The sequence below is a fragment of the Acinetobacter sp. YH12072 genome (assembly GCF_013419565.1).
In the GTDB taxonomy this organism is placed as follows: domain Bacteria; phylum Pseudomonadota; class Gammaproteobacteria; order Pseudomonadales; family Moraxellaceae; genus Acinetobacter.
Map to the genome: position 1 here is coordinate 1 of NZ_VOZV01000034.1, position 12,087 is coordinate 12,087.

At 44.4% G+C, this 12,087-nt stretch carries 10 protein-coding genes; 7 read left to right on the plus strand and 3 right to left on the minus strand.

Annotated elements, in window-relative coordinates; translation table 11 throughout:
- Positions 1–169 precede the first annotated feature (169 nt).
- Together uvrA and tenA are read right to left on the minus strand one after the other, a co-directional pair.
- Entirely contained in the window at positions 170–3,001 is a 2,832-nt protein-coding gene (uvrA, locus tag FTU19_RS13085; protein ID WP_180070436.1) for an excinuclease ABC subunit UvrA, read from the minus strand.
- A gap of 293 nt (positions 3,002–3,294) precedes the next feature.
- Positions 3,295–3,966: a thiaminase II gene (gene tenA, locus FTU19_RS13090; RefSeq protein WP_180017533.1), complete on the minus strand. Its 672-nt coding sequence runs from the start codon at positions 3,964–3,966 to the stop codon at positions 3,295–3,297.
- A 222-nt stretch (positions 3,967–4,188) separates the two neighbouring features.
- Between tenA and FTU19_RS13095 the strand changes: the two genes are divergently transcribed.
- From FTU19_RS13095 to ssb, 4 genes are all read left to right on the plus strand, one after another.
- Entirely contained in the window at positions 4,189–5,280 is a 1,092-nt protein-coding gene (locus FTU19_RS13095) for a DUF475 domain-containing protein (protein WP_004781554.1), read from the plus strand.
- Positions 5,281–5,462: 182 nt separating this feature from the next.
- Entirely contained in the window at positions 5,463–6,518 is a 1,056-nt protein-coding gene (locus tag FTU19_RS13100; RefSeq protein ID WP_180070438.1) for an RNA-guided endonuclease TnpB family protein, read from the plus strand.
- A gap of 124 nt (positions 6,519–6,642) precedes the next feature.
- The gene (locus tag FTU19_RS13105) at positions 6,643–8,007 is read left to right on the plus strand and encodes an MFS transporter (protein ID WP_034170221.1); all 1,365 of its coding nucleotides are present in this window, start codon (positions 6,643–6,645) and stop codon (positions 8,005–8,007) included.
- A 51-nt stretch (positions 8,008–8,058) separates the two neighbouring features.
- Positions 8,059–8,643: a single-stranded DNA-binding protein gene (gene ssb / locus FTU19_RS13110; protein WP_180070444.1), complete on the plus strand. Its 585-nt coding sequence runs from the start codon at positions 8,059–8,061 to the stop codon at positions 8,641–8,643.
- A gap of 69 nt (positions 8,644–8,712) precedes the next feature.
- Here ssb and FTU19_RS13115 read toward each other — a convergent pair whose 3' ends face one another.
- The gene (locus tag FTU19_RS13115) at positions 8,713–9,177 is read right to left on the minus strand and encodes a hotdog fold domain-containing protein (RefSeq protein ID WP_180070446.1); all 465 of its coding nucleotides are present in this window, start codon (positions 9,175–9,177) and stop codon (positions 8,713–8,715) included.
- A 139-nt stretch (positions 9,178–9,316) separates the two neighbouring features.
- Between FTU19_RS13115 and FTU19_RS13120 the strand changes: the two genes are divergently transcribed.
- From FTU19_RS13120 to FTU19_RS13130, 3 genes are all read left to right on the plus strand, one after another.
- Entirely contained in the window at positions 9,317–9,961 is a 645-nt protein-coding gene (locus FTU19_RS13120; RefSeq protein WP_180070448.1) for a TetR/AcrR family transcriptional regulator, read from the plus strand.
- Between the two features lie 151 nt (positions 9,962–10,112).
- Positions 10,113–10,676 (plus strand): alkyl hydroperoxide reductase subunit C, encoded by a 564-nt coding sequence (gene ahpC, locus FTU19_RS13125; protein WP_005232609.1) that lies wholly within the window; start codon positions 10,113–10,115, stop codon positions 10,674–10,676.
- A gap of 246 nt (positions 10,677–10,922) precedes the next feature.
- Positions 10,923–11,801: a pirin family protein gene (locus FTU19_RS13130; protein WP_180070450.1), complete on the plus strand. Its 879-nt coding sequence runs from the start codon at positions 10,923–10,925 to the stop codon at positions 11,799–11,801.
- Positions 11,802–12,087 lie beyond the last annotated feature (286 nt).

Consider the following 12,087-nt stretch of genomic DNA (forward strand, 5'->3'; position numbering starts at 1 on the left):
AATAATTCAAGTGAATTTGTTTGAAAGAAGAACTTTAAAAGCTTTATTTTCACCCGATAAAATACCCATAAAACAAGAGGAAGCTCATTTGAGCTTCCTCTTGTGAAAAATTGTGGGACAGCAATGGGGCACTCTCTCCTTTTTCAAAGGAGGATTGGAGAGAATAAAATTACTTCAATAACGGCTTTAAGAATTTCCCTGTATGTGAAGCCTTAACTTTCACAACATCTTCCGGAGTACCTTCCGCGATAATCATACCGCCACCCGCACCACCTTCAGGCCCAAGGTCTACCACCCAGTCTGCAGTCTTGATCACATCCAAGTTATGTTCAATCACAACAATGGTATTCCCTTTATTGCGTAGCTCATGCAGGATGTCCAGCAGCTTGGCAATATCATGGAAATGCAGACCAGTGGTTGGCTCATCCAGGACATACAGGGTTTTACCGGTATCCCGTTTGGCCAGCTCACGTGCCAGTTTTACCCGTTGTGCTTCACCACCGGAAAGAGTGGTAGCAGACTGACCCAGACGGATATAACCTAAGCCCACCTGATTCAGCGTTTCCAGACGACGGTGAATCACTGGAATCGCATCAAAGAAATGCATAGCATCTTCAACGGTCATCTGCAATACATCAGAAATATTCTTGCCTTTGTAGTTCACTTCCAGCGTTTCACGGTTGTAACGCTTGCCATGACAGGCGTCACACGGCACATACATATCCGGCAGAAAGTGCATCGCTACCTTAATCATGCCATCACCTTCACAGGCCTCACAGCGTCCGCCTTTCACGTTAAACGAGAAACGGCCAGCGGTATAACCACGCGCTTTGGCTTCCGGAGTCTGTGAAAACAGTTCACGAATTGGAGTAAACAAACCGGTATAAGTTGCTGGGTTCGAACGTGGCGTACGGCCAATCGGGCTCTGGTCAATATCAACCACTTTATCCAGAAATTGCAGACCATCAATTGAGTCAAACTTCTCAGCAGTTAGCGTGGTTGCACCATTCAGCTGAGTCGCTGCTAGTGGCAACAGAGTCCGGTTAATCAACGTAGATTTACCAGAACCTGAAACACCGGTGACACAAGTCATGATTCCCAATGGAATGGTCAGATCGACTTTCTTCAGGTTATGCCCGGCAGCACCCATCAATTTGATCTGTTCTTCCGGTTTTGGTGGCTGAACCCGTTTTTTCGGCACTTCAATTTTCAGTTTGCCAGACAGATATTTACCGGTCAGGGAATCTTTATTTTTAGCGAGTTCCTGATAGGTTCCTTCTGCAATCACATGACCGCCATGCACACCGGCACCCGGACCAATATCAATAATATGGTCTGCAGCACGAATTGCATCTTCATCATGTTCGACCACTAAAACGGTATTACCGAGATCACGCAGACGAATCAGGGTTTGTAACAGGCGATCATTATCACGCTGATGCAGACCAATCGAAGGTTCATCCAGCACATACATCACACCCATGAGGCCAGCACCAATTTGTGAAGCCAGACGGATACGCTGTGCTTCACCACCAGACAAGGTTTCGGCAGAACGGGACAGACTCAAATAGTTCAGACCGACAGATACCAGGAAGTGCAGGCGTTCACGGATTTCCTTGAAAATCTTGTCCGCAATTTCACCACGCGCACCTTCCAGATTAATGCCCTGATAATAGCTCTCGGCATCGCCAATCGACATGCGGGTAACGTCGGCAATGGTCTTGTCCAGAATTTTCACATTACGTGAGATTTCATTCAGACGTGAACCATCACAAGCATCACAAGCGGCATTGGATAGATACTGCGCCAGATCATCACGCACATAATTGCTTTCGGTTTCGCGGTAACGGCGTTCCAGATGCGGCAAAATACCTTCAAATGGCATCACCCGGTTATGACGACGACCACGTTCATCAATATAGCTCAGGTCAATTTTTTCTTTGCCGGTACCGTACAGGAATTTTTTCTTGGTATTGGCATCCAGTTCATTCCAAGGCATTTCCAGAGAAAAACCAAAATGCTCAGCTACTTTTTGCAGCATGCCATAATAATATGGACGCTGACGGTCCCAGCCACGAATCGCACCCTGGCTAATGCTGACCTCCTGATTGGGAATCAGTTTGTCTGCACTAAAATGGCTACGGGTACCCAAACCATCACAGACCGGGCAGGCACCGAAGGGATTGTTAAATGAAAACAGGCGTGGCTCCAGTTCAGCCACAGCGCGGTCACATTCCGGACAGGAGTGTTTGGCAGAAAACACGCGATCATCATTTTCGCCTTTCATCCAGGACAGGATCGCAATATCTCCACCGAGACGCAGTGCAGTTTCAAAACTTTCTGCAATCCGGTTACCGAGATCATCACGCACCTTAAAGCGGTCAACCACGACTTCAATAGTATGTTTTTTCTTTTTGTCCAACTCAGGTGGCGGATCAATTTCCATGATCTCGCCATCGACACGTGCACGCACAAAGCCCTGGCTTTGCAGTTGCTCAAATAACGCTGTGTACTCACCCTTACGTTCACGCACGACAGGCGCTAACAATAACAGCGCAGTGCCTTCTTCCAGTTCTTTAACCGCATCGACCATTTCAGTTACGGTCTGTGCCACCATGGGCAGATCGTGTTCCGGACAGTAAGGTGTACCTACGCGTGCATAGAGCAGACGTAAATAGTCATAGATTTCGGTAATGGTACCTACAGTCGAACGCGGGTTATGGCTAGTCGATTTCTGTTCGATAGCAATGGCTGGGCTTAAACCCTCAATCGAATCAACTTCCGGCTTTTCCATTTGCGAAAGGAATTGACGCGCGTAGGCAGACAGAGATTCTACATAACGGCGTTGACCTTCCGCATATAACGTATCGAATGCCAATGAGGACTTACCTGAACCAGACAGTCCCGTAATCACCACAAACTTGTCGCGTGGAATATCAAGGTTCACATTTTTCAGGTTATGGGTACGTGCACCTCGAATACGGATGTGACTTTGGCTCATGCAATGATCCTAGAAAATTCATCAAAAACCTTTATATGATACCGAATGAAAAATGTTCAAGTGCAAATAAAAGTATTTTAAACGTCAAGTTGTGTCGGATATTGGTCAAAAGATCAGTACTAAAGCAACTGGGGGAAAATGTAGATTAGATTTGCTCTTTTCCAAACATCTAATGGATGAAATTTCATGATGCATAACTCCATCGAAATTAGCTTCACTTTCCATCATTTAGGGTTTGGCTTAAAAATAAAAAAGCCCTGTATTAAACAGGACTCAGTCAATAGAAACTAAAATTAATCATCCAGACCTAGCCATTGGCGTTGTTCATAAGCACTATCCCAGAACAGCCATTCCAGACGTGCTGCATGGGTATAGGCCTGATGCATTTTTTCCAGAGTATCAGCATCGACCCGCGCTGCCACCCGATCCACAGTAGCAATTACATTGCGTACCGCTGTATGAAAATCCTCACCGGCATAGGTATCAATCCAGGCCTGATACGGATTATTCGGCGCTGCCTTATCGACAATATCCTTACCCACTTCTGCATAGATCCAGAAACATGGCAAAAGGGCAGCTAGAACCACCGGATAACTTTCTGCCCAGGCCGTTGCCTGTAAATAAGAAGTGTAATGATGGCAGGCCAGAGTCAAAGGTGTATTTTCAAATTGGGTTTTGCTGATGCCAAAATCCTGCATAAAGCCATCATGCAGGCTGCGTTCGACCACAATGGCAGTTTTAGCGGCTTCACTGAACTGAATTACATCATCTGCTTCAAAAGCTTTGGCTGCACAGACCGCCAGCGCACGGCCATAGGCCAGTAAATAATGCGCATCCTGAATCACATAATGACTAAAAGCTTCACGGCTTAATGTTCCCTGCGCCAGCTGCTGGTTAAAAGGCAGCGCCAATGTCTTTTGATAAAGTCCGAGATTACGTTGCCATACGTCTTGAGAGAAACTCATACTGAAATCCTTAGCAGTTGAAGTCAAAATATCCAGCACTATAGCAAAGATGAATCTGTTTAAAAGATCAGCAAATCTGAAAAGCAGAAAATACCTAAAAATGGTTCAGGAAGTGCTTTGGTTTAGGCGGCAAAAGTTTCATAATTGGGACAACTTTGAGTCTTAGTATTTCTCTACGTTTAAAGAAATGCATTTAATGAAATTTATCTAAGGTCGATATATATGTTGAAACACTTTGGTTTCTCAATCGTATTTTCGATCGTGTGCCTTGGTTTGTCTGCTTATTGGGGATTCACCCATGGTCCGGAAGCGGGCCTGCAAACCATGTTCACAGCACTGACCATCACCGCTATTCTGGCGATTATGGAAGTGTCGTTGTCGTTTGATAACGCGGTTGTCAATGCATCCGTCCTGCGCGGTTGGGATCATTTCTGGAAAATGATTTTCCTGACGGTCGGGATTCTGGTTGCAGTTTTCGGGATGCGCCTGATTTTCCCGGTGGTCATTGTGGCCGTGACTGCGGATATGGGCTTTATGGAAGTGGTGCAGCTCGCCTTAAATGCACCAAAAGAATATTCGGCTAAACTGATGGCACATCATGCCGAGATTTCTGCCTTTGGTGGTGCCTTCCTGATGCTGGTATTTCTGAACTTCTTCCTGGATGAAGAAAAAGACACCCACTGGTTCCGCATGCTGGAACGCCGTCTGGCGCATCTGGCAAACGTTCCGGCGATGTCAGTCTTTATTACCCTGATTGCCTTATTAATCATGGATTTTCAGGTCGAAGAAGCAAAACGTCTGGATGTTATTCTGGCAGGGATCTGGGGAATCGTGATTTATATCGGGGTACAGGTCCTAAGCCATATGTTAGGTGGGGAACCGGAAGTAGACGAAGAGGGCAACGCCGTTCGTCATGATGCTGAAGGCGTACCGACTGGCGTGGTGAAAGCCGGCTTTGGTGGTTTCCTTTACCTAGAAGTACTCGATGCATCTTTCAGTTTCGACGGGGTAATCGGGGCCTTTGCGATTACATCTGACGTGGTAATCATCATGCTAGGCCTGGCCATCGGTGCGATGTTCGTGCGTTCGATGACTATTTACCTGGTCGATAAAGGCACGCTGGATGCCTATATCTATTTGGAACATGGCGCGCACTATGCGATTGGTGCTCTGGCATTTATCATGCTGGCAAGCAGTACCGGTGTACATATCCCTGAAGTGGTGACTGGTCTGATCGGTGTGGCTTTCATTATCTGGGCAGTCATTGCTTCGATCCAATATACCAAGCGTCAGTTATTAAAAGCAGGCAAATAGCCCCGTGATCGCTGAACAGAAGCGTAGCTCCGGCTACGCTTTTTTATCCATTGGAGCGTAAAACCTCGTGGTTCAGCACGAGGATATAAGCGACTGGAGTAAACCACATGAACGACACGAAATGTCGTTTTAAATACTTGTACTATAGTCACTATTAAGAAAAATACTGTTAAAATAATTGGATGAAGACACTCAAATTACGCATAAAAGACAAACATTGCAAGGTGCTAAATCAGTTAGCATCCGAAGTAAATTTTGTTTGGAATTATGTCAATGATTTGTGTTTTAAACATCTTCAAAAAAAACAACAATTCTTTTCAGCATACGATATTGCAAAATACACGAAAGGCACATCGAAAGAATGCAACTTGCACAGTCAAACTATTCAGGCAGTGACAGAAGAATTGGTCACAAGACGCAAGCAGTTCAAAAAAGCAAAACTAAAATGGCGTGTCAGTAATAAAAAATCAGCTAGACGTTCACTAGGTTGGATACCGTTTAAAAAGGTTGCAATCAAATATGCTGATGGCTGTGTTCAATATGGTAAACACCAATTCAAGTTATGGGATAGTTACGGTTTAAGTCAATACAGGGTTAAAACAGGCTCATTCGTTGAAGATAGCCGAGGCCGTTGGTATGTATGTCTTGTAGTTGACAATGCTAAAACAAAAACCACCGCTAAAACCTCAATTGGCATAGATTTAGGTTTAAAAGATTTAGCCACTTGTTCAGATGGTGTAAAACTTAAAGCCCCTCAAATCTATCGGAAATATGAACAAAAACTTGGTATTGCTCAACGTGCAAAAAATAAAAAACGAGTGAAAGCAATTCACGCCAAGATTAAAAATGTAAGACAAAACATGCTGCATCAATTCAGCCATAAACTAGTAAAAGAACATGCAGCAATCTTCGTTGGCAATGTGAATGGCAAAGCATTAGCGCAAACCAAACTAGCCAAGTCTGTGTTAGATGCCAGTTGGACAACACTAAGAACCATGCTCAAGTATAAATGCGAGAACGCAGGGGTATGGTATGAAGAAGTCAATGAAGCCTATACCACCCAAACTTGTTCGTGCTGTGGCTCACGCTCCAGTAGTCCGAAAGGTAGAGCAGGTTTAGGAATAAGAGAGTGGCAGTGTGGTGAGTGTGGTAGCTCATGGGATCGGGATGTAAATTCCGCACTGAATATTCTTGCGCTCGGGCATGAGCGTCTAGCAGTAGGAATCCCCTTGCTTTAGCTGGGGGAGGATGTCAATTTTCAGATAGTCCTCATCTTTATTTCAAATAAAATTCATGCATTCCTTTGAGCGGAATGGCCTATAATCTACGCATCAAGATTAACTAACTCGATCGCCAGACTTTATGATGAATGCCTTAGAACGTCGCTCGACCTTTGCCCTGAGCAGTATTTTCGCACTGCGCATGCTGGGGTTGTTTATGATCATCCCTGTATTCTCGGTAGCAGGGCAGTCATATGAATATGCTACGCCGGCACTGATTGGTCTGGCGGTGGGTATTTATGGCCTGACACAGGCCATTTTACAGATTCCGTTTAGCCTGATTGCAGACCGCTATAGCCGTAAGCCACTGGTGGTTTTGGGCTTGTTGCTATTCGCTCTAGGTGGTGCGATTGCTGCAATGTCTGACACCATTTATGGCGTGATCATCGGTCGTGCGATTGCGGGTGGTGGAGCAGTTTCAGCAGTGGTAATGGCCTTACTGGCCGATGTGACCCGCGAAGAAAACCGCATGAAAGCCATGGCGGTGATGGGCATGAGTATCGGCCTGTCCTTTGTGGTGGCCTTTACCATGGGGCCGTGGGTGACAGGACTGGTCGGCATTTCCGGTCTGTTCTGGGTGACCACCGTAATGGGCTTGGCTGCGATTGCGATGTTGTTGATGGTCCCTAAAGTTACCCGTCATCATAAAAATTTTCAGCAGGGCTATCTGGAGCAGCTAAAACAGGTCCTGAAAATGGGGGATCTGAACCGTCTGCATATTTCAGTATTTACCCTGCATTTGCTGCTCACAGCCATGTTTATTTATGTGCCATCGCAACTGATTGAAGTTGCTGAACTGCCATTATCGAGCCATGGTTGGGTCTATCTGCCGCTGCTGGTCGTCAGTCTGTTTTTTGCCTTCCCGAGCATTGTACTGGCAGAGAAATATCGCAAGATGCGCAGTATTTTCCTGACAGCGATTGGCGGGATTATTCTGGGTCTGTTGATCATGATTTTTGGCTTTGAATCCAAATATGTGCTGATCGGTGGATTAGGTTTATTCTTTATTGCCTTTAACGTCATGGAAGCCTTATTGCCCTCATGGTTGTCCAAAGCAGCCCCGATTCAATCTAAAGCCACTGCGATGGGCGTGAATGCCAGTAGTCAGTTTCTGGGCGCGTTTTTTGGCGGGATTATCGGTGGACAATTGTTGTTACTCAACAACACTTCGCTCGGTTGGAGTATTTTATCGGCAATTGCTATAATTTGGCTGCTCATGAGTTTTGGGTTGGCTCAACCACGCTATCTTTCATCGCTCGTGCTTCGTCTGCCAGAGAGTAAACAAACAGATGAATGGACTTCTCAACTTTTGGCGATTCGTGGTATTGAAGAGGTTGTGGTCATGTCTGAACAGCAAGTCGCCTTTGTCAAGGTCGATAAACAGCAGGTTGATGATGTTTCGCGACAACAATTAACGCACTTGTTAGGTAAAGAGGTAGCCATTTAAACATAACTCTTATAAAGTAAAATATAGAAATAAATAGGAAGTGTACGTCTGATGCGTGGTGTTAATAAGGTCATTTTAGTTGGTACTTTAGGTCGAGATCCTGAGACCAAAACTTTCCCAAATGGTGGTTCTCTCACTCAATTCTCTATCGCAACCAGCGATTCATGGACTGATAAAAATACGGGCGAACGTAAAGAGCAAACCGAATGGCATCGTATTGTGCTGCATAACCGTTTAGGTGAAATTGCACAGCAATATCTGCGCAAAGGTTCTAAAGTTTATATCGAAGGTTCATTACGTACCCGTCAATGGACAGATCAAAGCGGTCAAGAACGCTACACAACGGAAATCCGTGGTGAGCAAATGCAAATGCTGGATTCTGGTCGTCCACAAGGCGAGCAGGGCGATAACGGTTTTAACCAGCCACGTTTTAATAACAATAACCAGGCTGGCGGTTATGGCAATAATCCACAAGGTGGTTATAGCTCAGCGCCTCAGCAAGGCGGTTTTAACAATAATCAGGGCAGTGGTTATGGCAACAATAACCAAAATAACCAAGGTAGTTATGCGCCGAAGTCTGCACCTGCTCCAGTAGCAGCACCTGCAGCCGATCTGGATGATGATCTTCCGTTCTAATCCCGACATTAGAAAGGCAAATCATCATCAAAACCCGCCATTTGGCGGGTTTTTCATATCTGGGTTCTTCTATTTTTTCACTGAGACCCACATCGTGATCACCGCCCGAAACACAACTTCTTCTGCAGTATCTTTAATTTCTACATTGACCAGATAATCGCTGCCTTCCTTCCATATAAAGTTAGGCTCGGCGGGTGTCGCAATCGCAACTAGGTCAGTAGTAGCTTTTTTGACATATTCGACCTGCATACCCTTGGGAATCCAGCGATGAGTTTTCGGAACGGTTGCATCGGTCATGGTACCGCCTGCCAGTTCAGCCATGTTACACATGGCAATCGCGTGTACAGTGCCTAAATGATTCAGTACGGCACGATGTTTCTTAATGCTCACTGCACAATAACCAAGCTTTAAATCTTCAAACAATGGAGAAATACTGCCGAAATAAGGTGCTTTTAGACAAAGTAATTTAGAAAAAAGATATTTACCGGCTGGCTTATTTTCTAAGCTTTTCCAGATTTTTAGGGCTTGGCTCATTTATAACTTCCTGTATATTATTTTTTAATCAGAATAATATTCTCATACAGAATATTATTCTGTATTGGCGCATCTGACAAAAACCAGACATCAGGCTGCCAGCCTGCTTTTAAAAATAGAGAGGATTTAAATATTAAAGATGCAAAACATGGAATTGCTGGAAAGGATTTTTAAGGGAAGACGGGCTTTACTCAAACGTCAGATTCTGGAATGTGCATTGACAGAGTTTCTGCGTACAGGCATTGCTGCGACTACGATTGAAATGATCCGTGATCAGGCCGATACCAGTATCGGGGCGATCTACCATCATTTTAAAAACAAGGAAGGGATCATTGCAGCACTGTATATTTCAGCACTTACAGATCAGTCGGAGCAGCGTTTGCAGGCTTTGTCACAAGTTCAGGGTATTGAACGAGGTATACAGGCAGTGATTCAGAGTTATATCGATTGGGTTGTAGCATATCCTGATTTTGCCCGCTTTCTTTATGCCGCGCATCATACAGTTCAAAATAGTGACTTCAAAGAGGAATTGCAGCAGTCGAATCAGCAGCGCAATCAGGAATTAAAACAATGGCTGGCTCAGCAGGCAGATATCAGTCAATTACAAGCTATTCCCTTAGAACTGCTTATGTCACTGATCATTGGACCCACTGAAAGTTATTGCTGGAGCTGGTTATCTAGTCGAGTCCACGCCTCTCCTAAACACTATGCAGCAGCCTTGGCAAAATCGGCCTGGAAATCTATACAGCATTTTCAAGAAAGTAAAACCGTCAAAATCGATTAAACAAATCAGAAAGATAAAAATAAAAGGAACTATAAATCTAAAAAACCGATAGTTTTAATAAAAAGTTACGGTTTTACCTATTGGTGATTTTTGCGTATTCTTAACTACATCAAATGAACACACACTTTCACGAATAGATAGGAATAGACTTATGAGTTTAATCAATACTGAAGTTAAGCCATTCAACGCAACTGCTTACCACAATGGCCAATTTATTGAAGTGTCTGAGCAAGACATGAAAGGCAAATGGTCTGTAGTATTTTTCTATCCTGCTGACTTCACATTTGTTTGTCCAACAGAATTAGGCGATCTTGCTGATCAGTATGCTGAATTCCAGAAACTGGGCGTAGAAATCTACTCAGTATCTACCGACACGCACTTCACGCACAAAGCTTGGCACGATACTTCTGACGTGATTGGTAAAATCCAGTATCCAATGATCGGCGATCCAACCTGGACTTTGGCGAAAAACTTTGAAGTGCTGATTGAAGCTGATGGTCTGGCGGATCGTGGTACTTTCGTGATCGATCCAGACGGTAAAATCCAGATCGTTGAAATCAACGCGGGCGGTATCGGTCGTGACGCGCAAGAACTGCTTCGTAAAGTAAAAGCGGCTCAATATGTACACGCTCACCCAGGTGAAGTATGTCCTGCAAAATGGAAAGAAGGTGAAGCGACTCTTGCTCCTTCAATCGACCTGGTCGGTAAAATCTAATTCGATAACACTTTATCGAAATTGAAAAAACCCAGCCCTCAGCGCTGGGTTTTTTATTGTCTACTGCTCATGACTACTTAAATTAACGTCTTATGAGCAAAGCTAAAGTTATAAGTAGCTACACAGAAATCTAAGAGTCGAATCATCTTATATTTGAAATACTGCATTCTATAAGTACGGTATTGATGACTGCTGATAAAGCTTAAAATGGCTGCATGTTCATCCTATTGTATATAGGAGTAAAAGATGAAAAAAGTCATTGGTGTCTACCGTAATCAAAACATGCACTGGGTCGGTGACGGCTTCCCGGTGAAAAACCTGTTTTCTTATGATCGTCTGGGGCAGGCCATTAGTCCATTTCTACTGCTGGACTATGCAGCGCCGTATCATTTTGCATCGACTACTGAGCAGCATGGTGTAGGTTCGCATCCGCATCGTGGTTTTGAAACTGTAACCTTGGCTTATCAGGGTGCAGTGACCCACCAGGACTCCAGTGGCGGTGGCGGTACGATTCAGACCGGCGATGTGCAGTGGATGACAGCGGGTGCCGGAGTGGTGCATGAAGAATTTCATTCCCTAGATTTTGCTCAAAAGGGCGGTCTGTTTGAAATGGTTCAACTCTGGGTCAACTTGCCAGCCAAAGATAAAATGACCGCGCCACGTTATCAGGCCATTACTGCAGCTGAGATTCCACGGATTGAAATGGATGAAGGCGCAGGACATATTCGGGTGATTGCCGGAGAGTTCGGAGGCCATTATGGGCCAGCACATACCTTTAGTCCGGTAAATGTCTGGGACGGCGAGCTAAAAGCGGAGTATGAAACTACGTTGCATGTGCCTACCGGACATAATGCTTTGCTGGTTGTACTGGCGGGTGAGCTGGTGGTAAATGGCAGTCAAAAAGTCCTGGATAGCTCTATTGTCATGTTTGCGCGCGATGATGATCCTGAAATTCAGCTACAGGCCGATCAGGACACTAAATTTCTGCTCTTGACCGGTGAGCCGCTGAATGAACCTATTCAAGGCTATGGCCCATTTGTGATGAATACCAAGGAAGAAATTATTCAGGCATTTCAAGATTTTAATCAGGGTAAATTTGGTGAAATCGCGGTACAGGCCGAATAATACAGTCAGTCTTAAAACAAAGAAGCCTCTGCACAAGCAGAGGCTTTTTTTCTAATGCGCTGGAATTTCTTGTCGTTTTTACGAGTTTCTGGGATAAATTCATTTTGTTTATCTCTATGAATTTATCTCTTTCTTGTGCTGCATATTATAGGGTATTTCGCAGTCTTTGTAAACCGATGATTAAAAAATCGGTTAATTAAGCCATTTGTTTTTTAAAGATTTATTTTTAAATATTTAAATATGACGATAGTTTAAGTCACTCTATATAAAGACGTTTTTTGCTATT

Excerpts from the sequence above, each read along its gene's own strand:
- ssb (WP_180070444.1), top strand. The coding sequence starts at position 8,059 with ATGCGTGGTGTTAATAAGGTCATTTTAGTTGGTACTTTAGGTCGAGAT.
- FTU19_RS13130 (WP_180070450.1), top strand. The coding sequence starts at position 10,923 with ATGAAAAAAGTCATTGGTGTCTACCGTAATCAAAACATGCACTGGGTC.
- tenA (WP_180017533.1), bottom strand. The coding sequence starts at position 3,966 with ATGAGTTTCTCTCAAGACGTATGGCAACGTAATCTCGGACTTTATCAA.
- FTU19_RS13115 (WP_180070446.1), bottom strand. The coding sequence starts at position 9,177 with ATGAGCCAAGCCCTAAAAATCTGGAAAAGCTTAGAAAATAAGCCAGCC.
- FTU19_RS13105 (WP_034170221.1), top strand. The coding sequence starts at position 6,643 with ATGATGAATGCCTTAGAACGTCGCTCGACCTTTGCCCTGAGCAGTATT.
- ahpC (WP_005232609.1), top strand. The coding sequence starts at position 10,113 with ATGAGTTTAATCAATACTGAAGTTAAGCCATTCAACGCAACTGCTTAC.
- FTU19_RS13120 (WP_180070448.1), top strand. The coding sequence starts at position 9,317 with ATGCAAAACATGGAATTGCTGGAAAGGATTTTTAAGGGAAGACGGGCT.
- uvrA (WP_180070436.1), bottom strand. The coding sequence starts at position 3,001 with ATGAGCCAAAGTCACATCCGTATTCGAGGTGCACGTACCCATAACCTG.
- FTU19_RS13095 (WP_004781554.1), top strand. The coding sequence starts at position 4,189 with ATGTTGAAACACTTTGGTTTCTCAATCGTATTTTCGATCGTGTGCCTT.
- FTU19_RS13100 (WP_180070438.1), top strand. The coding sequence starts at position 5,463 with ATGAAGACACTCAAATTACGCATAAAAGACAAACATTGCAAGGTGCTA.